General features: G+C 63.3%; 20 protein-coding genes. 14 read left to right on the plus strand and 6 right to left on the minus strand.

The annotated features are described in order from the left end of the window. Positions 1-442: 442 nt before the first annotated feature. From O6760_RS12725 to hemA, 5 genes are all read right to left on the minus strand, one after another. Entirely contained in the window at positions 443-2,422 is a 1,980-nt protein-coding gene (locus tag O6760_RS12725; protein ID WP_269585730.1) for a thiamine pyrophosphate-dependent enzyme, read from the minus strand. Between the two features lie 21 nt (positions 2,423-2,443). Next, positions 2,444-4,054: a glutamate synthase-related protein gene (locus tag O6760_RS12730; RefSeq protein ID WP_269585731.1), complete on the minus strand. Its 1,611-nt coding sequence runs from the start codon at positions 4,052-4,054 to the stop codon at positions 2,444-2,446. Positions 4,055-4,099: 45 nt separating this feature from the next. Then, complete coding sequence (locus O6760_RS12735; RefSeq protein WP_269585732.1) at positions 4,100-5,353, minus strand: cation:proton antiporter domain-containing protein; 1,254 nt, start codon at positions 5,351-5,353, stop codon at positions 4,100-4,102. Between the two features lie 112 nt (positions 5,354-5,465). After that, the gene (locus tag O6760_RS12740) at positions 5,466-6,248 is read right to left on the minus strand and encodes a DUF1194 domain-containing protein (protein ID WP_269585733.1); all 783 of its coding nucleotides are present in this window, start codon (positions 6,246-6,248) and stop codon (positions 5,466-5,468) included. Between the two features lie 564 nt (positions 6,249-6,812). After that, the gene (gene hemA / locus O6760_RS12745) at positions 6,813-8,030 is read right to left on the minus strand and encodes a 5-aminolevulinate synthase (protein ID WP_269585734.1); all 1,218 of its coding nucleotides are present in this window, start codon (positions 8,028-8,030) and stop codon (positions 6,813-6,815) included. Positions 8,031-8,388: 358 nt separating this feature from the next. Between hemA and O6760_RS12750 the strand changes: the two genes are divergently transcribed. The 5 genes from O6760_RS12750 to O6760_RS12770 are packed head-to-tail and all read left to right on the plus strand — an operon-like array spanning position 8,389 to position 12,171. Further along, positions 8,389-9,015: a TetR/AcrR family transcriptional regulator gene (locus O6760_RS12750; protein WP_269585735.1), complete on the plus strand. Its 627-nt coding sequence runs from the start codon at positions 8,389-8,391 to the stop codon at positions 9,013-9,015. Positions 9,016-9,040: 25 nt separating this feature from the next. Then, positions 9,041-9,814 (plus strand): enoyl-CoA hydratase/isomerase family protein, encoded by a 774-nt coding sequence (locus tag O6760_RS12755; RefSeq protein ID WP_269585736.1) that lies wholly within the window; start codon positions 9,041-9,043, stop codon positions 9,812-9,814. A gap of 54 nt (positions 9,815-9,868) precedes the next feature. After that, a complete protein-coding gene (locus O6760_RS12760) occupies positions 9,869-11,410 on the plus strand; it encodes an AMP-binding protein (RefSeq protein ID WP_269585737.1) in 1,542 nt (513 codons plus the stop codon). Positions 11,411-11,413: 3 nt separating this feature from the next. Further along, on the plus strand, positions 11,414-11,803 hold the full coding sequence (locus tag O6760_RS12765; RefSeq protein WP_269585738.1) for a MaoC/PaaZ C-terminal domain-containing protein: 390 nt from the start codon (positions 11,414-11,416) through the stop codon (positions 11,801-11,803). After that, positions 11,800-12,171 (plus strand): phosphate acetyltransferase, encoded by a 372-nt coding sequence (locus O6760_RS12770; protein WP_269585739.1) that lies wholly within the window; start codon positions 11,800-11,802, stop codon positions 12,169-12,171. Before O6760_RS12765 ends, O6760_RS12770 begins: the two co-directional genes overlap by 4 nt. 27 nt (positions 12,172-12,198) lie before the next feature. On the opposite strand, the gene O6760_RS12775 is transcribed toward O6760_RS12770, so the two are convergent. Next, the gene (locus O6760_RS12775; RefSeq protein ID WP_269585740.1) at positions 12,199-12,588 is read right to left on the minus strand and encodes a DUF427 domain-containing protein; all 390 of its coding nucleotides are present in this window, start codon (positions 12,586-12,588) and stop codon (positions 12,199-12,201) included. A 192-nt stretch (positions 12,589-12,780) separates the two neighbouring features. Between O6760_RS12775 and O6760_RS12780 the strand changes: the two genes are divergently transcribed. The 9 genes from O6760_RS12780 (at position 12,781) to O6760_RS12820 (ending at position 23,784) form a co-directional block, all read left to right on the plus strand. Further along, positions 12,781-14,037, plus strand: a complete 1,257-nt coding sequence (locus tag O6760_RS12780; RefSeq protein ID WP_269585741.1) for a glycerate kinase type-2 family protein — start codon at positions 12,781-12,783, stop codon at positions 14,035-14,037. 98 nt (positions 14,038-14,135) lie between these two features. Further along, complete coding sequence (locus O6760_RS12785) at positions 14,136-15,317, plus strand: GAK system CofD-like protein (RefSeq protein ID WP_269585742.1); 1,182 nt, start codon at positions 14,136-14,138, stop codon at positions 15,315-15,317. A 13-nt stretch (positions 15,318-15,330) separates the two neighbouring features. Next, complete coding sequence (gene rbsD / locus O6760_RS12790) at positions 15,331-15,741, plus strand: D-ribose pyranase (RefSeq protein ID WP_269585743.1); 411 nt, start codon at positions 15,331-15,333, stop codon at positions 15,739-15,741. Between the two features lie 276 nt (positions 15,742-16,017). After that, positions 16,018-17,124 (plus strand): LacI family DNA-binding transcriptional regulator, encoded by a 1,107-nt coding sequence (locus O6760_RS12795; RefSeq protein WP_269585744.1) that lies wholly within the window; start codon positions 16,018-16,020, stop codon positions 17,122-17,124. A 1-nt stretch (position 17,125) separates the two neighbouring features. Further along, entirely contained in the window at positions 17,126-18,475 is a 1,350-nt protein-coding gene (locus O6760_RS12800; RefSeq protein ID WP_269585745.1) for an ABC transporter substrate-binding protein, read from the plus strand. 363 nt (positions 18,476-18,838) lie between these two features. Further along, the gene (locus tag O6760_RS12805) at positions 18,839-20,143 is read left to right on the plus strand and encodes a carbohydrate ABC transporter permease (protein WP_269585746.1); all 1,305 of its coding nucleotides are present in this window, start codon (positions 18,839-18,841) and stop codon (positions 20,141-20,143) included. After that, entirely contained in the window at positions 20,140-21,372 is a 1,233-nt protein-coding gene (locus O6760_RS12810; protein WP_269585747.1) for a carbohydrate ABC transporter permease, read from the plus strand. The genes O6760_RS12805 and O6760_RS12810 overlap by 4 nt, the downstream gene beginning before the upstream one ends. A gap of 46 nt (positions 21,373-21,418) precedes the next feature. Further along, positions 21,419-22,708, plus strand: a complete 1,290-nt coding sequence (locus O6760_RS12815; RefSeq protein WP_269585748.1) for an MGH1-like glycoside hydrolase domain-containing protein — start codon at positions 21,419-21,421, stop codon at positions 22,706-22,708. Positions 22,709-22,725: 17 nt separating this feature from the next. Next, a complete protein-coding gene (locus O6760_RS12820; protein ID WP_269585749.1) occupies positions 22,726-23,784 on the plus strand; it encodes an ABC transporter ATP-binding protein in 1,059 nt (352 codons plus the stop codon). Positions 23,785-23,794: the final 10 nt, after the last annotated feature.

Consider the following 23,794-nt stretch of genomic DNA (forward strand, 5'->3'; position numbering starts at 1 on the left):
ATTGTCGATATTTACGCTTCTCCTAGTCCAGGACACGCAGTGCCTTACCACTTGCACCCCTCTCCCCCCTGGAGGGGGAGATGTCCGGGAACCGGACAGAGGGGGGCGCAGCAGTTCCTCGTATTCGGAAAAGGCCTTGTATGCTGAGAGGTTGAGCCCCCCTCTGCCTCCTGTCGGAGACATCTCCCCCTCCAGGGGGGAGACTGGAACAAGCGGCGAAACCTGTTTGCATACAGAGGCTCCTGCTTAACCGGACAGCAGTGGGTCAAGCCATGGGATGACGAAGAGAGGCTGGTGTTATGCCAAGGTGTTATCCCCGCGGAAGCGGGGACCCGGGGGCCCTCATAGCCGGTCGTCGGTGGACAACACTGTTTCTTGGCAGTACTGGGTCCCGGCTCGCCGCTTCGCTGCGGCCGCGATGACAGCTGGCGAATTGCCGCCATCACACCAGGTCCGCGTCGGTGATGATTTCCACCAGGGACGGGCCGTCGTGATTGATGGCGTCAAGGATGGCGTCCTTCAGCTCCGCAGTCTCCGTCACCCTGTGGCCGTGACCGCCGCACAGGCGGGCGAAGGCGGCGAAGGACGGATTGGTGAGGCCGGTTTCCCAGACGGGCCATTCGCCGGAGCGCTGTTCCTTGGAGATCTTGCCGAGCTCGGAATTGTTCAGAAGTATATGAGTGATATTCATGCCGTATTTCACTGCCGTGGTGAATTCCATGGCGTATTGGCCGAAGCCGCCGTCACCGGATATCGAGATCACCTTCCGGCCCCTGTAATCGGCGAAATCCTGCGTCGCACACCAGGCGCCGATGGCGGCCGGCAGGCCGAAGCCGATGGAGCCGAGATAGCCCGACATCAGGATGCGCTGGCCGCGCGGCTCGAAATAGCGGCCGAAGGAATAGGTGTTGTTGCCGACATCGACCGGGATGATCGCGTCCTCCGGGCAGAGTTCGGTGAGTGCCTTGAAGACGGCGGCCGAATGAATGCCCTGGCCACGGTCTTCCGTCAGCCGGCGTTCCTTCTCCTCGCGCCAGATCGCCCATCGCTCGACGAGTTCTTCCCTCTGGTCGGGTGCGCCGCCCGGTTTCAGTACCCGGTCTACAATGGCCTCGCAAAAGGTGCCGATCTCGCCCCAGACCGGCAGGGAGACGGGATGGAACTTGCCAAGCTGCATGCGCTCGAAATCGACCTGGATGATCGGCTTGTAGGGCGCGATCCCGGTGTGGTTGGCAAAGGAGGAGCCGAGCGAAATGATCAGGTCGGCCTCGTTCATGAACCAGCTCGCGATCGGGGTTCCCGACCGGCCGAGCACCCCGGCAGCAAGAGGATGGGTGTCCGCGATCAAGCCCTTGCCCTTGAAGGTGGTCATAACCGGCGCGCCGATCTTCTCGGCAAGCGCGATCACCTTGTCACGGACATTCTTGGCGCCATAGCCAAGGACCATGGCCGGACGCTCGGCGCCATTGATCATCTCCACGGCTTGGGCGAGATCATCCGGTGACGGCGTGATTTCCGTTCCGCCCATCCGGCCTTCCGGGCCGGCGGCGGGCTTGCCGCTGGGGATCGTCTGGACATCGTCCGGGAAGATCAGGTTGGCGACGTCGCGTTCGACGATTGCGGTCTTCAGCGCCAGCGACATCAGCTCCGCGTGGTTGGAGGTCGACAGCACCGGCTGGGAGAATTTCGACACCGCCTCGAAGGCCGATTTCAGGTCGATGTCCTGAAAGGCACCTGGCCCGAAGACCTGGGTCTGGACCTGCCCGGTCAGGGCGAGCACTGGTGCGCGGTCAACCTTGGCATCCCACAGGCCGGTAAGGAGATTGGTGGCACCGGGCCCGGCAATGGTCAGGCAGGCGGCGGGCCGGCCGGTGAGCTTGCCATAGGCGGAGGCAGCGAAGGCGGCGGCCCCCTCGTGGCGGATGCCGACATAGCCGAGATTGCCCTGGTTCACCTGGAGCCGTATGGCGTCGGCCAGACCCAGGTTGGAATGACCGACCATGCCGAAGACGCGCCGGACACCCCAGTTGACCATGGTCTCGGCCATGACATCGGTGACCGTGCGCTCATGCTCCGGTTCCGGTTCGAGACCGACGAAGATCTCGCCGTCCTCGATCTTCAGCGGGTAGAGTTTCTGGCCGCTGTCCTCGTGACCGCCCGGGGACGCGCCGGTCAGCGGGTCGAAATCCCAGCCGTGCCAGGGACAGCGGATCCAGCATTTGCCGTCCGTGCCCTTTTCGATCGAACCTTCGCCGAGCGGACCGCGCTGATGCGGGCAGTGATTGTCCATCGCCGCCCATTGGCCGTCGAAATGGGACAGGCAGATCGAGGTTGTGCGGGCGGTGACCGTCTTGACCCGGCCCTCGGCCAGGTCATTGGTATGGCCGACCTTGATCCAGTCGAGATTCTGGGCGTCCATCATCTTCCTCCCACTGTTATCCGTTCAGGCAACCCCGCCATAGGCAACTCCGGAAAGATCCGCCATGTCCCGTTTCCAGGTGGTCAGGTCGTCCGGATTGAACTGGTTGAGGTGCGAATAGCCGCAGGCCCTCGCCATGACCTGCATGAGTTCGACCGACGCCTCGAAGAAGTTGGTCAGCTGGCGCGCGGATTTCTCGATCTGCAGGCGGTTCACCAGATGCGGTTTCTGGGTGGCGATCCCGACCGGGCAGTTGTTGGTGTGACAGGCCCGCATGGCGATACAGCCGATGGCCTGCATGGCCGAATTGGAGACGGCGATTGCATCGGCGCCGAGGGCCAGCGCCTTGACGAAATCCGCGGGTTTGCGGAGGCCGCCGGTGATTACCAGCGTGACATCCGGGCGTCCGAGCTTGTCGAGATGCCGGCGGGCGCGGGCCAGCGCCGGGATGGTCGGCACGGAAATGTTGTCGCGGAAGATGATCGGGGCTGCACCGGTGCCGCCGCCGCGGCCGTCGAGAATGATGTAGTCGACACCAACCTCGAGCGCCGCGTCGATGTCCTTCTCGATGTGCTGGGCGGAGAGCTTGTAGCCGATCGGAATGCCGCCGGTGCGGCTTCGGACCTCGTCGGCGAAGTCCCTGATCTGGGTCGTGTCCGTCCAGTCCGGAAAGCGCGGCGGCGAGATCGCGTCCTCGCCTTCCGTGAGGCCGCGGACCTCGGCGATCTTGCCCCGGACCTTGGCGCCCGGCAAATGGCCGCCGGTGCCGGTTTTGGCGCCCTGGCCACCCTTGAAATGGAAAGCCTGGACCCTGGAGAGCTTGTCCCAGTCAAAGCCGAAGCGGGCCGAGGCGAGCTCGTAGAAATAGCGGGAATTGGCCTCCTGCTCCTCCGGCAGCATGCCGCCCTCGCCGGAACAGATGCCGGTGCCGGCCAGGTCTGCGCCTCGGGCAAGGGCGATCTTGGCGGGTTCGGACAAGGCACCGAAGCTCATGTCGGAAACGAACAGCGGGATCTTCAGATGCAGCGGTTTTTGCGCGTTCGGGCCAATAACGACATCCGTACCGACCGGGTCCTCCTCCAGCAGTGGAAAGCGTTGCAGCTGGGCGGTCAGGATCTGGATGTCGTCCCAGTCGGGCAACTGCGCGCGCGGCACGCCCATGGCATCGACCCGGCCGTGATGGCCGGTCTTCGACAAGCCGTCGCGGGCATATTGCTGGATCAGGCCGGTATAAGGCTCTTCCTCGGTGCCATGGCTGGTGTCGGCATAAAGGCCGAGATACTGGTTGCGCTGGAACGGTTGCGGGTGGTCCCTGGCCCATGCCGCGATTTCATCCCCGTCGACCAGGATGTCGTCACCCTCGACCCAGGAGGTGAATTTCGGCAGGGCTTCCGAGTTGTTGTATTCCGAGACGCCGCTGTCGAGCCGGTAGTCCCAGTAGTGCAGCCCGCAGATCAGGTTGTCGCCCTGGACATACCCGTCCGACATGAGGGCGCCCCGGTGCAGGCAGCGGCCGTAAAAGACCGAAACGTCATCATCGAAGCGGACGACGACCAGGTCGACATCGGCAACAAGGGCGTATTGCGGCTCCCGGTCCGGCAAAGTGCTCAAGGTGGCAACAACTTGTTTCTTCATGCTTTCCCCCGGCTAACGGCGTTTTCGCCCTGGCTCTTCGGTCGTTCAAATCTCGTCGACGAACATCTCCGGTCGCATCGGTGGCACCGCCTTCATTTCTGCAGCGCCCTCGCTCGCGGAAATGCGCGCCCCATACCACTTGGCAAAGGGTACGGCGGTGATGCCGTGCAGGACGGCGCTGATCCAGACGGCGTTGACCGCCAGGTTCAGAAGCTGTTCGCCAATCTCGTGATCGAGCTGGTCGACAATGAGCAATGCGAAGAGGGCCGTGGCCAGTCCGCGCGGACCGAACCAGCCGAAGAACAGCTTTGTCAGCGGTGCTGCATCGGTGCCGGTCAAGGACAGCCAGACGGCAAGCGGGCGCACGACCAGAAGACTGCTCAGGATAATGGCGAGCGTTGCACCGTCGAGATGGACAACGGCATCCGGCACCAGCGCGAGCCCGATCAGGAAAAACGCTCCCCAGGACAGCATCTGGCCTTCGTTTTCGGTGAACTCGTAGATGAAGGCGCATTGGCCCTTGATGACATTGCCGAAAAAGAGGCCGGCGACGAAGGCCGAGATGAAACCGTTGCCACCAACCATGTCCGCTGCAAGGTAGGCGCCGCCAGCCAGCGCGATCGCGCCGATGCCCTCGATGGTGGCTGTTGTCATCTTGCGGCGTTTGGCGGTGAGGAACAGCACGCCTCCAACAGCGCCGATGAGGCCGCCGACAAGGGGACCGAACACGAGCTGCTTTGCGCCGAACACCAGCCAGTCGGTCGCGGCCGGTTGCATCATTTCGCCGGCAAGGCTGGCAAAGAGCAGGATCACCGGCAGGGCCAGGCCGTCATTCAGGCCGCTTTCCAGGGTCAGGGCCCGGCGGACCCGTTCCGGCACGGCCTCGTTGGTGACGACGGCCTGGCCGAGCGCCGCGTCGGTCGGCGCCAGCAAGGCCGCGGCGAGCGCGGCGACGATCAGCGGTTCGGAGGCAAGAAGAGGCGCGGCTACCGCCGTGCCGATGACAACTGCCAGCGGCAGACCGATGGTCAGCATGCGCACAGGCCATTGGTGGCGCTCGCGCAGTGTCTTGAGGTTGATCTGCGCGGCATCCAGAAACAACAGGATGATCAGCGCGATTTCGGCGACGACATGCAGAAGTCTTTCGGCTTCCACAAGGGGGAAGAGGTCGGTCTGGGCCATCGCGTAGCCGAAGCCGACAAACAGGATGGGCGCGGTAAGAATGCCGTTGGACAGGGTCTTTGCCAGCAACGTGTAGCAGACGGTGAACATTGCCAGCATCAGAAGACCGGTGGTCATCCATTTTTCTCCCAGGGCCCACGGCGCCATTAGGGCAAGCGGGGCCCGACAACTCAAATGATAAGCAGATGACACTCCCGTGTGGCAACCGTGATTTTCCCTAAGGGTAGGTTCAGCGGGATCCTGCGAGGAACCGGGCGCGAACAAAAGCGACCCCGGGCGGGCGGGGCGGTGCCGATTGCGCGAGGATCCGGCGGGATGTTTCCCGCTTCGACGCGATTTCCAGGATCAGTTTCTTCCGGACGGCTTCGGCGAAGGTTTGCGCACTGTCGGCGGTGACCACAAATGCCGCCGGGCCGCCGATGATGTCGCGGTAGAACCGGTCCTCGAGGTCATAGGCGACCGGCCTGCCCGAGCAATGACGGCACAGGACGGCGAGACCGTTGATGACGATGCCGGAGGAGACCACAGCCTCGCGCGCCTCGGAAATGGTCGGGCCGTTCCAGTTGTTGGCACTGTCGGCGGACAGATCAATCACCCGGCGCAGCCCCTGGAATTCATTGGTGTCGATCAGTTCCTTGCCTTTCAGGAGCGCGGCACCGATGGCGTTGCGGCCATATGCCCGGCGCGGGGCCTCCATCAGTCTTGCGGCAAAGTCGTCCGCGGCGGCCTTGCCGTCGATCACCGTCCAGTCGACAACCACATCCTGCGAGAACATGTCCGCCCATTCCACATAGGTGACGACGATCTTGCCGTAGATGTTGCTGGAGATGGCGTTGAGCACGGACGCCGAGGTGATTGCCTCGGCATAGCCGCGCCGCTGGAAGCGGATTTCGTTCTCGTCGATGGATCCGGTGGCATCGGCCAGAAGCACCAGTTCGAGGTCGAGTTCCTCGGCGTGGGCGGGCGGTACCAGCAGCAGGCACCACACAAGAACCGCAACAACACTCCGCATCGGCATCGCTCCCCGCAAACAGGCACCCGGACATAGCTAGGGCGGGGGAGGGAAAAGGGCAGGGTGGTTGTCATCCCCGGATTGTCTTCGCAGGCGGAGCGCAGGCCCGGGACCAGGGCCCCGGGCCGTTCCGGGACACGCAGCGCCTTACCACTTGCGCCCCTCTCCCCCCTGGAGGGGAGATGTCCGGGAACCGGACAGAGGGGGGCGCAGCGGTTCCTCGAATTTGGAAAGAGTCTTGTCTGCTGAGAGGGTGAGCCCCCCCCTCTGTCTCCTGTCGGAGACATCTCACCCTCCAGGGGGGAGAGGGGAACAAGCGGCGACGTCTGTTTGCGCACAGTGGCTCCTGCTTATCCGGACAGCAGTGGGCTTGACCCTGCAATCCATGCCGTTGCGTATCCCAATGCGCACTGCATGTGTGGGACGGAGACGGCATGGATCCCCCGATTTCGTCGAGGGCAGGCCCATGGTCACGCATGGGATGACGAAGTGGAGAAAATGGTACGGAAAAACCCGCGTCTCATCGAGACGCGGGTTCTCAAAAATCAGCAATGCCGATTGGCGTTACGCCACGGCCCGGGCCAGGGCGCATTGCGACCACAGGTCGTTGATCGCGTCCGCCAGGTGTTCGATGTCGGCGGCCGTGTGCAGCGGGGTCGGGGTGAAGCGCAGGCGTTCGGTGCCGACGGGCACGGTCGGGTAGTTGATCGGCTGCACATAGATGCCGTAGGTCTCCAGCAGGATGTCGGAGATCCATTTGCACTTCTTGGCGTCGCCGACCATCACCGGAACGATGTGGCTCGGATTTTCCATGTGCGGGATGCCGCGCTTGTCGAGGGCGGCGCGCACCTGGGCGACCCGGTCCTTGTGGGCCTTGCGCTCGAAGGGGCTTTCCTTGAGGTGGCGGATCGAGGCGGTCGCGCCCGCGGCCAGCGCCGGCGGCAGGGCCGTGGTGAAGATGAAGCCGGAGGCAAAGGAGCGGATAAAGTCGACCACGGTCTTCGACCCGGTGATGTAGCCGCCCATGACACCGAAGGCCTTGCCGAGCGTGCCTTCGATGATGGTCAGACGATCCATCAGGCCTTCGCGTTCAGCGACACCGCCGCCGCGCGGACCGTACATGCCGACGGCATGGACTTCATCGAGATAGGTGAGCGCCCCGAACTTGTCGGCGACGTCGCAAAGTTCCTTGATCGGCGCGATGTCGCCGTCCATGGAATAGACGCTTTCAAAGGCCACCAGCTTGGGCGCGTCCGGATCGTCAGCGGCCATCAGGCGCTCCAGATCCTCGACGTCGTTGTGCTTGAAAACGCGTTTTTCGCAGCGGGCATGACGGATGCCCTCGATCATGGAGGCGTGGTTGAGCGAATCCGAATAGACGATCATGCCCGGAACCTGGGAAGCCAGCGTGCCGAGGGCCGCCCAGTTGGACACGTAGCCGGACGTGAAGATCAGCGCGGCTTCCTTGCCGTGCAGATCGGCCAGCTCGTTCTCCAGGAGCACGTGATAGTGGTTGGTGCCGGAGATGTTGCGGGTGCCGCCGGCGCCGGCGCCGCATTTGGAAATGACATCCTGCATGGCGGAGACGACCTTGTCGTTCTGGCCCATGCCGAGATAGTCGTTGGAGCACCAGACGGTCACGTCCTGGACGGAACCATCCTCGCGGTAGCGTTTCGCGCGCGGAAAATCGCCTGCCTGGCGTTCGAGATCGGCAAAGACACGGTAATTCCCGTTGTCATGCAATTTGCCCAGGCGTTCTTCCAGATACGCGTTCACGTCCATGCTCAGGATCCTCTCTAAGCGGGCACCTTTGCCAGCGCCTCTCTCCTGCCCGCGCAACTCGCGTCCCGCGCGGCTTTCTCCAGTCTCGATCCAATCCGTCCTGATCCAGACTAGCAGCTACATTAGTGTCATTCAAAACTGCTTAACAAACTTTTGGCCTTGATCAAGGTCAAAAGCCTGGCTGCGTCCAAACGTCATATATTGTTTTTTGCATGTTTTGGAGTGCTGAGTCTATCCGGCAAAGGACCCGGATCCCTCGAATTCCACGAAAACAACCCATTTGGGAAGAAGGTTCTTGCTTTCGGATATCAAACATGAATACTGATTCATGTTTCAGGATCTCGGGAGGATAGTGGACGTGCGCAAACCGGCCGAAGTGGCAGACGTGCCGAACAGGACGGCAGGCAACCAGCCCAAGACCGCTCGCGGAGAAGCCACGCGGCGGGCGATATTGGCCGCCGCGGAGAAGGTCATTGGCGCCAAGGGTTACAATGATGCTTCCATCGGCCACATTACCAGCGAGGCAGGTGTCGCCCAAGGCACTTTCTATATCTATTTCACCACCAAGGAACAGGTCTTCTCCGAACTGGTTCTGGAAATGGGCCGGCTGGTGCGGCACACGATCGCCGAGGCAACGCAGGGCATCGGCAATCGCCTGGAGGCGGAGAAAGCCGGTCTTCATGCCTTCTTGGAATTTGTCCGGGCCCACCCGGATCTCTATCGCATCGTTCAGGAGGCCCTGTTCGTCGATCCGGCGGCCTATGAAGAATATTACGTGACCTTCGCTGCCGGCTATCGCACGGGGCTGGAAGCCGCCGAGGCGGCAGGCCAGATTTCGAAAGGCGACAGCGAGACACGCGCCTGGGCGCTGATGGGAATAGCACGGTCGCTCGGTGAGCAGCTGGTGGTGTTCAAGTCGGACAAGCCGATCCGGGACCTGGTCGAAAGCGCCTATGACCTGATCGCCAACGGCATCAAGCCGTGAAGGAAGGAACCTTGAGACCGGGGCCATGAGCTTTGTCGAAACCGAGGTCCGCGAAGATGCTATCTGGCTCTGGCTGAACCGGCCGGACCGGCACAACGCGCTGATTCCCGCGTTGATATCCGATCTGCGCGCCGCGATTGCGGCTGCGGCGGAAAGGGACCCGGAGGCGCTGGTGCTTTCCGGGCGCGGCAGCAGTTTCTCGACCGGTGGCGACCTCGGCGGGTTTCTGGATCATGCCCGCTCGCAGATCGAGCTGCGGGCCTATGCGGACCTTCTGGTCGGCGGTCTGCATGACACCATCCTCGACCTGCTGGCGTTTCCGGCGCCGGTGATGGCGGCTGTCAACGGCCCGGTCACCGGAGGGTCGACGGGGTTGATGCTTGCCGCCGACTTGGTCGCCATCGCCGATACCGCCTTTGTGCAGCCCTATTACAGTGCGGTCGGCTTCGGACCGGATGGGGGCTGGACGGCGCTGCTGCCGGACCGGATCGGCACCGCCCGAGCCCTGGCGATCCAGTACCGAAATACCCGCATCAGTGCTGCGGAGGTCGTGGAACTGGGGCTTGCCGCGCAGGCCTGCCCCGGGGCCGGGCTTATCGATACTGTCAACGGCTGGGTTGCGGATCTTGGCCGGGGGTTTGCCCAGACCCACCAGGCAACGCGGCAAAACATCTGGGACGGCTTGCGGCGGGAAACCGTGCGCCGGCGTCTCGACCAGGAAAAGACGCGCTTTCTGGATCTGGTCGGCCGCCAGGGCACGCTGCAAGGCATGAAGGATTTCACGAGGAAACGCGCCTGAAACACGCCACTGATGCGACGGGCTGCCGCTCACTCCGGGTGTTTGGGAGGACACATGGATTTTTTGACCGACATGGCCGCGAAAAGGGCCGAGCTGACGCCCGACGCGACCGCTTTCATCGACCAGGAGACCGGCCGGCAATTCACGTTCGGCGAGATCAATGATCGTGCCAGCCGGCTGGGAAATCTGCTCCTTGGACGGGGGCTGGCAAAAGGGGACCGCATGGCGGTTCTGTGCCACAATCATCCGGACTTCTTCGTGCTGCTGTTCGCAGCCCAGAAGACCGGAATCCTGCTGGTACCGCTCAACTGGCGCCAACCCGCCGCCGAATTGACGCCGATCCTGGAAGCCTCGGAGGCGAAGCTGCTCTTTCACGACGCGGGCCTGGCCGAAGCCGCCGGGGCACTCGCCGCGGGGACCGGGATCGATCTGCTGCCGATCGGTGCGTCCGGGACGGCAACGAGCGCGCTGGATGCGCTTCTGGACGGCTCCAGTCCTGCGGCGATCGGCTGCGGGCGCATCAAGGCAAGCACGCCCTGGTACCTGCTCTACACATCCGGCACCACGGGCCTGCCCAAGGCGGTGATCCAGACCGCGGGCATGGCCTATGCCAACATGATCAACTACTGCCAGGCGACAGGCCTTTCCGTGGGCGAGAAAGGCGTCAATTTCCTGCCGCTGTTCCACACGGCCGGGATCAACCTGCCGACCCTGCCGATCTTCCTGAACGGCGGTGTGTCGACCGTGCTGCGCAAGTTCGACGCCGACACCGTCCTGACCCTGATCGGCTCGGGCGAGGTGACCTGCTTCTTCGGCGTGCCGGCGATCTATCAGGCGCTTGCGCTGTCGCCCCGCGCCGGCAAGACGGATTTTTCATCCGTCCGGTCGCTCGGCTGCGGCGGCGCGCCCGTGCCTAAACATCTTCTTGTCGAATTCCAGAGCCGGGGAGTGACCATCTGCAACGGCATGGGCATGACGGAAACCGGTCCGACCGTGTTCCTGATGGACAAGGCCAACGCGGCCGCCAAGATCGGTTCCGTCGGAAAGCCGCAGATCATGACGGATGTCCGGCTGGTGGACGGTGACGGCGGCATGGTGGAAGGTCCCGGTGAAGGCGAGGTCCAGTTCCGCGGTCCGAACATCACGCCGGGCTACATGGACAATCCCGAAGCGACCGTCGCAACCTTCACGGTCGACGGCTGGCTGAAGTCGGGGGATGTCGGGCGGCGCGACGAGGACGGCTATTACTACATCGTCGACCGGATCAAGGACATGTACATTTCCGGCGGCGAGAACGTCTATCCGGCCGAGGTCGAGAAGGTGCTGGTCGGCCATCCCGGAATCCTTGAGGCGGTGGTCATCGGCGTGCCTGACGAAAAGTGGGGCGAGGTCGGCGCGGCCTTCCTGATCGCGCGTCCCGGCGAGACGGTCGACACGGGCAGTCTTCCCGGCTGGTGCCGCACCCATCTGGCGCCCTACAAGATTCCGAAGAGTTTCACCGTCGTCGACGACCTGCCGCGCACCGCCGCCGGCAAGGTCCGCAAGAATGTCCTGAAAGACAGCTACACACTGGAAAAGACACCGGAGGACGCATAGCCCATGAGCCTCACCGCCGACGCGCCCGTCAGCGCAACCTTCACCTGGATCCCGCGGCAGGCCGATTTCGATGCCTTTGCGAAACTCTCCGGCGACGACAACCCGATCCATGTCGACCCGGACTTTTCGGCCCGTACCCGCTTCGGCCGGACCGTGTCACACGGCATGCTGCTCTATACGCGGGTGTTCGGGCATCTGGAGGGGCTGTTTCCCGGGCGGAAACATGAGGTCCAGGCGCTGATGTTCCCGAACCCGGCCTATGCGGATGAGGAACTGACGTTTTCCTTTCATGAGGCCCCGGACGCGTCCGGGCTGATCGGGATCGAGGTCAGGCGCAGCGCCGATGGTGCTGTCACCCTTTCCGGAAGCTGCAAACTCGGAGAACTCGCATGAGCCTGGATCTCGGACAGCGGGCAGAACTGACACGCAGCTATACGGCTCAGGACATGCGAGATTTCGCGGGCATGGCCGGTGAGGGCACGCCCGTTCCCGATGCCGTGCCCGGTCCGCTGATCGGCGGGCTGTTTTCCTACCTTCTTGGTGTCAAGCTGCCGGGACGGGGCACGAACTACCTGAAACAGAGCCTTGAGTTCCTGGCGCCGGCACCGGTGGGCGAGCCGCTGACGGCTTCCGTGACGATCACGCGTCTGCGCCCCGAAAAGCATCTGGTCGACCTGGAAACGGTCTGCGAGGCCGCCGACGGCACGCGCATCTGCCAGGGCCGGGCACTGGTCTATGTCGAGGATGTCGGCAAGGGCTGAGCCGCGGAGCGGCGGCGCGCAGGCCGCCTATTCCCCTTCCACCACCCGCACCTTGGCCGGCCAGAAGGCATGATGACCTTCCAGCTGGCCGGCCATGGCAACCGGCGTGCGGTAGACCCAGCCGATCTCGTCGCCGTCATGCGACACGTAGCTGGCCTCGCCCTTGATCGGGCAGAAGGTCGTGCGGTCGACATGACCAAGTTTTGTCTTCAGATCCGCTTCCGGGACATAGATCATCGGGTCGTAGAAGGACTTGCCGATTTCAAGCACGCGCAGCGCATGGGTGCTGTCGGCGAGCAGGGCGGCGCCGTGATAGATGCGGATGCGGCGGGGCACATCCCTGATCACCATCAGATGGGCCGGGTTGTCCGGATTGCGGATCGCCCCCTCCAGGGCGGGTGTCGCTTGCACTGTCATCGGAACCTCTCTCAAGCTGTCCCCTGATGTGTGGTCGATGGTGGAAAAACGCAAAAAAATAGCGGGTCAGCCATGGGTGTTTTCGCTTGTTTCGGTTCTTTCGGGCCGGAAATGCCGCGCAATGCCCTTGAAAATGTTGCCGGATCCGGGCTCAAACGATGGCATCGAATATTGAAAGGAGAGGCACGCCGGATGGGTGACGAGGTGCAGGATTTTCTGAAACAGCTGTTTCAACGGGCGGTCGAAGTCGCGGACCCGATGAAAAGCCTCGCGGCCCATCTGCCGGAAAAGCCGGCCGGGCGGGTCCTGGTTGTCGGGGCCGGCAAGGCGTCCGCCCGGATGGCGGAAGCCGTGGAAGCGGTCTGGGGGCCGTGCGACGGGCTGGTGATCACGCGCTATGGTTATGCACGTCCCTGCAAGGGCATCGAGATCGTAGAGGCGGCGCATCCTGTGCCCGACGAGGCCGGCCTCGCGGCAACGAAACGCATGCTCGACCTGCTCGCGGATCTCGATGAGGAAACCTTCGTTCTGGCATTGATTTCCGGCGGGGCGTCCGCGCTGCTGACGGCACCCGCGGGCGAAATCACGCTTGCCGAAAAACAGGCAGTCAACCAGAGCTTGCTCGCTTCGGGCGCGCCGATCGGTCAGATGAACGTGGTGCGCAAGCATCTCAGCCGGGTGAAGGGCGGGCAGCTTGCGGCAACCGCCTATCCGGCCAGGATGCTGGCGCTGCTCCTGTCAGACGTGCCCGGTGACGACCCGGCGGAAATCGGGTCCGGTCCGACGGTCGGTGACGCCAGCTCGGCCGATGAGGCAAAATCCATTCTCGACCGCTGGAAGATCAGCGTGCCGGCGTCGGTGGAGGCCGTGCTTGCCGGACCGAGCGGCGTGCTGGCGCCGGCGGACGAAAGACTCTCCCATGTGACCAACACGATCTTTGCAGCCCCGTCGCAGTCCCTGGAGGCGGCCAAGGTCCTGGCAGAGGAAAACGGCTGCGAAGTCGAGATCCTGGGGGATGCCCTGGAAGGAGAAGCCCGCGAGGTTGCCGCCGAACACGCCAGGCTGGCGTTGTCCCGGCAGCGGGAACGGCAGGCGGGCAGCCCGCCGCTGCTGCTCCTGTCCGGCGGCGAGCTGACGGTGACCCGGCGAGGCGACGGGGTCGGTGGCCCCAATGCCGAATATGCGCTTGCACTTGCCGCCGCGCTCGACGGGGCCGACGGCATTCATGCCATCGCCTGCGATACGGACGGTGTCGACGGTGCCGCCGAGGTGGCGGGTGCGGTGATCGGACCGCAGACCCCGGCCAGGGCCGCGGCTGCCGGCGCGGACATCCAGGAAGCCCTGCGCCACAACGATGCGCACACGTTTTTCGCCTCGATCGGGGACCAGGTGGTCACAGGACCGACACTAACGAATGTCAATGACTTCCGTGCCATCCGGATCGGTTAGGCTATGGTTTCGCAGGATCGTGCACCCAGACGTCAATGAAATGAAACCGCCTCCGGGGACCAGGCTGTGGAAGACCAAGGACGAAACAGGACCTTGATGTGACCGAACTCACCATCACCCGCGCCGTGCGCATGCCGGATCCTTTCCGGATCGAACGTTTTCTGTCCAATCCGAAACTCGGTCCACGCCTGTTGTTCTTCAGCGGTGGCTCCGCGCTCAATGGTGTCGCGCAGCACCTGAAACGCTACACACACAACTCCATTCATCTCGTCACCCCATTTGACAGCGGCGGCAGTTCGCAGGGCCTGCGGCTGGCCTTCAACATGCCTGCGATCGGCGATCTCAGAAGCCGCCTGATGGCGCTCGCCGACGAGACGGTTCTTGGGCATCCGGACGTGTTTCGCCTGTTCACCCACCGTTTTTCCAGGACCGCGGCGCCGGAGGATCTGGCGGGCGAACTTCAGGCCATGATCGCGGGAACGCATCCGCTGGTCGAGGCCATCGAACAGCCGATGCGCACGCTGATCCAGAACCAGCTCGGCATGTTTCATGCCGCGCGTCCGAAGAGCTTCGACCTGCGGGGTGCCAGTATCGGCAACCTGATCCTGGCCGGCGGTTACCTCAACCAGAACCAGGAGCTCGAACCGATCATCTTTCTGGTGTCCAAGCTGGTGGGCGTCCAGGGCACCGTACGTGCCGTGACCGACGACAACCTGCATCTGGGCGCGGAGTTGTCCTCCGGTGACGTGATCATCGGACAGCATTTGCTGACCGGCAAGGAACATCCGCCGCCGGCCTCTCCGATCAAGGATCTTTTCTTCAACATCGGCCTGACGGACAGGGACCCGGCGGAAGCGGTGTTTCCGGACCGAAACCGGTCTCTGATCGGGTCGTCCGATCTTGTCTGCTATGCCCCGGGCAGTTTCTACACCAGCCTGATGGCGACCCTCCTGCCGACCGGTGTCGGCCGTACGCTTGCCGCGCGCACGGTGCCGAAGGTCTACGTGCCGAGCCTCGGGCAGGATCCGGAAACCGGCGACATGCGGCTGGCAGACAAGGTTCATACGCTGCTGACTTATCTCCGCAAGGATGCCGGATCGGACTGTCCCGTTCACAGGTTGCTCAACTATGTGATCGTCGACAAGAGCGTGCCGGAAAGCGAGACCGGGGAAATCGGCGCACGCGGCATCGCCGTCCTGCGTCTCGATCTCGTCAGCAAGGCGTCCGCGCCCTATTATGATCCCGCGCCGCTGTGCGAAGCGCTGGTATCACTGACATAGAAAGGAAGAGGCCATGAAACGGACCAAGCTGTTGAACCGTCATCTGAGCAAGCTCGTGGCCTCGCTCGGGCATCTGGACGAAATCGTCCTGGCCGATGCCGGATTGCCAGTGCCGCCCAATGTCGGCGTGATAGATCTTGCGGTCAGCCCCGGCGTGCCCGGGCTGTTCGATGTTCTCGACGCGCTGGTCGAAGAGATGATCATCGAACAGGCGGTCTTCGCCGATGAAGCCTCTCCGGAGTTGACCACCGCGATCGAGGTTCGGCTCGCGCACTGGGCGGCCGAGACGGGCAAGCCGATCGAGCATGTGCGCCTGCCGCACGACGATTTCAGGACGCGGACGGCACGTGCGCGCGCCGTCATCCGCACCGGCGAGTGCACACCCTACGCAAATCTCATTCTGGTTTCGGGCGTCGCCTTCTGATCAGGCGCGGGCATAATCTTCCACCTTCATCCGCGCCCCCGGTTTCATGTGCTGAGACCGGGGGCGGTTCGTTTCACGTTCGCTCGAAACTTTCAGGCGATGTGTTTCGTTGCAAAGACAGTGTCTTGCCGCTTTGCAGAATTTTTATCGCACAGCACCAAAACCGATTTTGTTGACTTACAAAATCGGTTTTGTAAGACTGAATTCAGATAATAATGATCCGTTGCCAGATCGTGCAACGGCGGGAAGGGAGCCGGGAAGCTCCGGGGAGGATTGATGTCGCGGTTGCGCGGTTCCGTCACGATCGACGATGTCGCACGCCATGTCGGCGTGGCCAAGGGAACGGTCTCCCGCGTCCTCAACAATTATACCGACATTTCCGAAAACACCCGCAAGCGTATCCTGAAGGCGGTCGAGGATCTCGGCTATCAGCCCTCCGCGACCGCCCGCAACCTGAAGCGCGGCCGCCAGGATACGCTCGGGATCGTCATTCCGGTCGGTCACGGCAGCGGCGCGGATCCGTTCCTGTCGGAATTCATCGACGGCATCGCGCGGGCGCTTGATGAACTCGGCCTCGACCTGCTGGTCACGACCGCGCATTCACGCGAACACATGATCGAGACGCTGGAGCGGCTGATCGCACGGCGCAAGGTGGACGGGTTCATTGTCACGCGCACGGAAGTCGACGATCCCCGGATCGCGTTCCTTCTGGAAAAGAATTTCCCCTTTGTCGCCCATGGCCGCACACGCGATCCGGAGGGTTATGCCTGGTTCGACATCGACAACGAGACCGCCTTTGCGGAGGGGGTGCGCCACCTTTACAGCCTCGGCCATGAACGTATCGGCCTGGTCGGCGGGTCCCTGGAACTGAATTTCGCCCTGCAGCGCCTGAACGGTTACCGTCAGGGCCTCGAGGCGCTCGGCGTGGCACACGATTCGAGCCTGGAGAGCCTGCAGGTTCTCAGCGAAAAGGGCGGCGCCGCCGGTGCGAAGGCGCTGTTGTCGCTGTCGGCGCCGCCGACAGCCCTGCTGTGCGTGACCGATGCCCTTGCGATCGGAGCGGTACAGTTCTGCCGAAGGCTCGGGCTGAAGGTCGGTTCCGACGTGACGGTGATCGGTTACGACGGTCTGCCTGTCGGCGAGTATCTCGATCCGCCGCTGACGACGTTTTCGCAAAGCGCACAGGATGCCGGCGGACGGGTCGCGCGGATGCTGATCGACGTTCTGGACGGCAAGAACCCAACCAGTTTGCAGGCGCTTGCACAAGCGAACCTGATCCGGCGTGCCTCCGACGGCGCGCCAACCATGACACCGGCCGCGCTCGCGGAAGCGCTCCGGGGCCGGCTGGACCAACAGCCACATTCTGGCAGTAAGGGAGAGTAATATGTTTGGGAGGAGTACATTCCTGGCCTCGACCATGGCAGGCGTTCTCGCGCTTGGCCTGACGGCGGCCCAGGCGGAAACGCTGCGGTTCTGGACCACCGAAGAGCAGCCCGAGCGGCTGGCCAAGCAGGAAGAAATGGCCGCGGCCTTCAAAGAAAAGACCGGCATCGAAGTCGATGTCATTCCGGTGTCGGAATCGGATCTCGGCACGCGGGCGACGGCGGCCTTCGCGGCCGGAGACCTGCCGGACGTGATCTATCACACGCTGCAATATGCGCTGCCCTGGGCGGAAGCCGGCATCCTGGACACCGAAGCCGCGACCGAGGTTCTTGAAAATCTTGGTGCCGATACGTTCGCACCGGGTGCCGTCGCCATGGCATCGGTGGAAGACGGCGTTGCGTCCGTGCCCGTGGACGGCTGGACCCAGATGGTCGTCTACCGCAAGGACCTGTTCGAGGAAAACGGCCTGGCTGCTCCGAACAGCTATGAAGCCATCCTCGCGGCGGTCGAGAAACTGCACAATCCGCCGGAAATGTTCGGCTTCGTCGCCGCAACCAAGATCGACGAGAACTTCATGAGCCAGGTTCTGGAACACGTGTTCCTGGCCAATGGCGTCAGCCCGGTGAGCGGCGACGGGTTCAGCGCGCTGGATGAAAAGAAGACCATCGAGGCGCTGGAGTTCTACAAGGCCATCGCAGAGGCCTCGCCCCCGGGTGACCTCTTCTGGAAACAGTCGCGCGAACTCTATTTCGCCGGCAAGGCTGCCATGATCATCTGGTCGCCGTTCATCCTGGATGAGCTGGCCGGCCTGCGCGACAGTGCGCCGCCCACCATCACCGACGATCCGACCTCGTCCGAGCTTGCCTCCAAGACCGGTGTCGTGACCACGTTGAAAGGGCCGTCCAACCCGGATGGTGCCGCCTGGGCCGACATCCGCTATTTCGGCATCACCAACGATGCGGACACGGAAGCCGCCATGCAGTTCGTCGAGTTCTCCATGGATGACGGCTACATGTCGACGCTGTCGATCGCGCCGGAAGGCAAGTTCCCGATCCGCCGGGGCAATTCGGACAATGCCACCGCGTTTGTCGACGGCTGGGCGAAGCTGCCGGTCGGCGTCGACCGCAAGGCACCGCTGACGGACCTCTACGATGCCGAGACCATCAGCACGATCGTCTCCGGTCTCGACACCGCCAGCCGCTGGGGTGTCAAGGAAGGCCAGTTGTCGCTTGCCTCCAAGATGATCAACAGCCAGGTGATCAACCGCTACGTCCGTGAATATATCGACGGCGAGCGGGATGCTGCGGCAACGGTCGCCAAGCTCAACGAAGAACTGGCCAAGATCCAGTAACCGCGTTGCGCCTCCCGGTGTGAACCGGGAGGCGGGACACTGCCCACCATCCAAGGCAGGGACCGGGCGCCCGCCCGTGACGCCCGGTCCACAGAAAGCGAACCAACTGATCCTTGTGGGAGCACGGGAAGCGGCTGTTTGCCAACGATCACCCAAGGTCGCTGCATACACCAGGTTTCCTCTCCCATTGGGAGAGGTCGGCGCGACTGCGCCGGGTGAGGGGGCAGACTTTGCGAGGATACGGAGGGGGGGCTCCCCTCACCCCAGCCCTCTCCCCACGGGAGAGGGGGAGCGTGTCCCCGCATGGTGGCTTCAACTTCAAAGCATTGAGTGTCGTCAATCGATGTGCCGAAAGCTGGAACAATGAGTTCACACGATCAGACATCCACATCGTCCGGCCCGCCCAAGGGCATTGGCCCCATGCAGCGGCGCGAGATGTGGCTGGCCTACATGATGCTGGCGCCGACCTTTGCCATCATCCTGATGATCGTCGCCGGTCCGCTGATGGCCAATTTCTGGATCAGCGTGAAACCGGTTCAACTTGCCGATCTCAGGCCGCCCACCGTGCTGGTGAACGAGCGGGCGCGTGGCCGGCCGGAAGCCGCCGGCGACAGCGCCACACTGGAATACCGCCTGCGCAACTCGTCCCAGGACGAAGAGATCCGCAATGTCGTCCTGACCGACGAGATTCCGGCAGGATTCGAGCTCGGCGCCCTGCCGGAGCCATGCTCTGTCACCGGAAGTGTGCTGACCTGTGACCTGGGTACCGTCGAGCCCGGCTGGCGCGACCGGCTGCAGCTTGAAGGAACGGTAAGCGATGCGTTCCTGTCTGCCGACCGTCCCGAGCGGGCAAGCGAGCCGCAGATCGCCGGCGAGGCCAACAACGTCCTCACCAATTTCGATTTCACGCTTGAGAATTTCCGCAGGATTTTCAATGCCGACGAATTCTGGTCCGTGCTGCGGGTGACCTTCTATTACACGATTTTCGGCACCGGCGGCGCGCTGGTGCTCGGCCTGTTTGCCGCCCAGTTGCTCAACACGGTGTTTCCGGGACGTGGCGTCCTGCGCGGCCTGTTCCTGTTTCCCTATGTCTCGCCGGTGATCGCGGTCGCCTTCACCTGGGTGGTGCTGTTCGATCCGTTTTCCGGAACCCTGAACGCGCTGCTGACAAAGATGGGCGTCGTCGCCGACCCGATCAATTTCTTCGGTCAGCGGGCGGTCGAGTTCTCGTTCTTCGGCTTGTCCATGGAATTTCCGCTGGCGCTGACGACCGTGATCGCCTTTGAGGCCTGGCGCTATTTCCCGTTGTCCTTCCTGTTCATCCTTGCGCGCATGCAGTCGATCAACACGGACATGTACGAGGCCGCCGAAATGGACGGCGCGACACCTCTGCAGCAATTCTGGTACCTGTCGCTGCCGCAGCTGATGGGCATCCTGTCGGTCCTGTTCCTGCTGCGCTTCATCTGGACCTTCAACAAGTTCGACGACATCTTCCTGCTGACCGGCGGCAATGCGGGCACGCGTACGCTGACCGTCGATGTCTATGAGCAGGGCTTCGCGCTCTCCAACCTGGGAGCGGGCGCGGCCGTCGCCGTCGTCGTCTTCGTGGTGCTGGTCACCTTCGCCACCCTGTTCATCCGCTTCTCGCCGAAGGAGGAAGGGCTATGAGACCCGGCAGTGTCCTTCTCACCGCGCTCACCGGCCTGATCTGGGGCGTTACCGCCATGGTGGTGATCGCCGTGACGCTCACCCTGATCACCGGGGAAGTCGCCCTGCCGCAGGCAACCGCCGCCGGTCTTGCCGGCCTCGTCAGTGCGCTGGTCTTTGTCTGGCGGCAGTCCGCCGGAACCCGGGGCGGGCTGCCTGCCTGGGGGCTTTCCGCCGGTGCGCTTTTCCTGGTGCTGATGGCGGCGTCCTTCGCCGCGCCCTTCGGTCTTTCACTCGGCACCACCCCGGTGTGGCAGGGGCTTGCCCTGATCGTCTTCGTCGCCGGCGTGACGGCGGCCAACCGGATCTCGCTCGGCGGCGCACGCCTCGGTGCGATGAGCCGGTACGAGCGGGAGGTCATCTATATCCGCATTGCCAAGGGCATCGGCTTTGTCGTCTTCACCATCATCGTGGCGTTGCCCTTCTACGTGATGGTGATGACCTCGCTGAAGAGCCAACAGGCGCTTCTGGCCAATCCGCTCGATCTTTCCATCGATGTCAGCCAGGGGCTGGACGGCCTGTTCCGCTCCTATGTGGAACTGTTCACCCAGTTCAATTTCGGCCGTTACCTGATGGTGTCCGCCTTCGTTTCCATTGCGACCGTCGTGCTGACGCTGCTCTTTTCGGTGCCGGGCGCCTATGCGGTCTCAAGGTTGCGTTTCCCGGGGCAGGCATTCCTGGCCCGTTCGGTGCTGCTGATCTACATGGTGCCGGCCATCGTGCTGGTGATCCCGCTCTACGCGGTCTTCTCCCAGCTTGGCCTCCGCAACACGCTCACAGGTCTTCTGATCGTCTATCCGGCAACCACCATTCCGGTCGCGCTCTACATGTTGCAGGGCTATTTCCGCGGTCTGCCCTCGGAGCTGGAAGAGGCCGGGCTGATGGACGGGCTGTCGCGCATCGGCGTGATCCTGAAGATCACGCTGCCGCTGTCCCTGCCGGCGCTCGCCTCGGTGTCGCTCTATGTCTTCATGATCGCCTGGAACGAGTTCCTGTTCGCCTTCATGTTCCTCGACGATCCGGACATCTTCACCCTGTCGCGCGGTGTCGTGTCCCTGAATTCCTCCGAGGTGCCGCGTCAGCACCTCATGGCGGGCGCGGTGATTGCGACCGTGCCCGTCCTTGTCATCTTCCTGTGGTTCGAACGCTTCCTTGTGCAGGGCCTGACGGCCGGCAGCGTCAAGGGTTGAGCAATCAATGAAAAGGGCTCTTTGAAAGAGGCCCGAGGAGTTAACTGTGTCGTACACAGACCTGGATCAAAAGGCCAAGACCATCCTGACGGAAAACGATCAGGGCGGCTACACCATCCCGACCAAGGGGCTTTATCCCTATCAGTGGAACTGGGATTCCGTCTTCGTCGCGCTCGGCTTCGCCGAGTTCGACCAGGACCGCGCCTGGCGCGAGATCGAAATGCTGTTCGAAGGCCAGTGGCGCGACGGCATGGTGCCCCACATCCTGTTCCGCAAGGATGACCCGAGCTATTTCCCGGGACCGGGCGTCTGGGGGACGGACGGCGGTCCGATTCCGAGTTCCGGGCATTCCCAGCCGCCGGTCGCCGCCTCGGTGATCCTCGATCTGGTCCGGAACGACCGGACGGGCAAGGCGCTCGAACGGGCCGCCTCTCTGTTGCCCGGCCTGATGGCCTGGCACCGCTGGTACCTGAACTACCGGGACCCGAAGGGCCTCGGCGTGATCGCGGTGATCCATCCCTGGGAATCCGGCCGCGACAACCTGCCGGACTGGGACGACGCGCTCCGGGCCGTCGAGGTCAAGGACATCGCGCCCTATGAGCGCAAGGACACCTCCCATGTCGATCCGGCGATGCGCCCGCACAAGGAAGACTACGACCGTTACTTGAGCATCGTCGCCGCCTGCCGGAAGGTCGGCTGGGATTCGGCGCAGGTGGCCGAGAGCTGCCCCTTCTTCGTTGCCGACCCGGGCGTGACCTTCATCTTCCTGCGCGCCAACCGGGATCTTCTGGCGCTTGCCGAGAGGCTCGGCAAGGACGCCGAGGCGGACGAGATCCGCGGCTGGATTTCACGGATGGAAACGGGGGCGAAGACGCTCTGGAACGAAGAGATCCGGGCGCATGTCGCCCTGGATGAACGCTCCGGAAAACAGACGGACGGGATCTCGAGTGCATCGTTTCTGGCCCTTTATGCGGGCCTGGCCGACGCCGCGACGCTGACATCGCTGCAAGGCCATTTCGACCGGATCGCGGCCAAGGTGCGCTATATGATGCCGTCCTACGATCCCGATCATCGTTGCTACGAACCGCTGCGCTACTGGCGCGGGCCGGTCTGGGCCATGATCAACTACATGATCGCCAAGGGCTTTGCGGAAGCCGGAGACACGGCGCGTGCCGACCGGCTGCGCCGCGACACGGCCAGCCTGATCGAGACCAGCGGGTTCGCCGAATATTTCAGCCCGGAAACGGGTGCCGGCGCCGGTGGAGGTTCCTTTTCCTGGACGGCGGCCATCTGGCTCACCTGGGCTTCGCCCTCTCACGCGCAGCAGGCAGCTTAAGAGTAGGAGAGCATGAAATGGGAGCGATCCAGCTCAACAGGGTCGAAAAGTGGTTCGGCGACCTGCAGGTCATCAAGGGCATCGACCTCGACATCAAGGATGGTGAATTCGTCATCTTCGTGGGGCCGTCCGGCTGCGGAAAATCGACGCTGCTGCGGCTGATCTCCGGCCTGGAGGAAACCAGCCGCGGCACGATCGACATCGACGGCAAGGATGTCACCGCGCTGCCGCCGTCCGGGCGCGGGTTGTCCATGGTGTTCCAGTCCTACGCGCTCTATCCGCACATGTCCGTGCGCGAGAATGTCGGCTTCGGCCTGAAGACGGCCGGTGTGCCGAAGGCCGAGATCGACAGCAAGGTCAACGCCGCTGCGGATGTTCTGAAGCTCGGAGATTATCTCGACCGGCGCCCGAAGGCATTGTCCGGCGGTCAGCGCCAGCGTGTCGCGATCGGCCGGGCGATCGTGCGCGAGCCGAGCGCGTTCCTGTTTGACGAGCCCCTGTCGAATCTGGACGCGGCCCTGCGTGTGGAAATGCGCTTCGAGGTCGCCCGCCTGCACAAGAGCCTCGGCACCACGATGATCTACGTGACCCACGACCAGGTGGAAGCCATGACGCTGGCGGACAAGATCGTTGTCCTTCAGGGCGGCACGATCGAGCAGGTGGGGTCGCCGCGCGAGCTTTACGAGCGGCCGGACAACCTGTTCGTCGCCCAGTTCATCGGTTCGCCGAAGATGAATGTGCTGCCCTGTTCCGTTTCCGGCGACCAGTTTTCGCTCCAGGGACATGGCGGGGGCCACTACCCGCATGCGGGCTCGGTGCAGGCTCCGGTCAAGCTCGGCATCCGGCCGGAACACATGGCTGTCGTCGGTGAGGGCGAGGGCCATTGCATGGGGACGGTGGAAGTCGCCGAATATCTCGGCGCGGACACGTTCCTCTATGTTGCGCTGGACGGCCTGGAGACGGTTCTTGTGCGCATCAGCGGCGCGGACACTGTCGAAGAAGGTGCGCGTGTCGGGCTGAATTTCGATGAGGCGCGCATGCATTTCTTCGATACGGACGGTCAGGCGGTCAGATAGGCAGAGCCCC

It is taken from the genome of Roseibium sp. Sym1 (assembly GCF_027359675.1).
Classification (GTDB): Bacteria; Pseudomonadota; Alphaproteobacteria; order Rhizobiales; family Stappiaceae; genus Roseibium.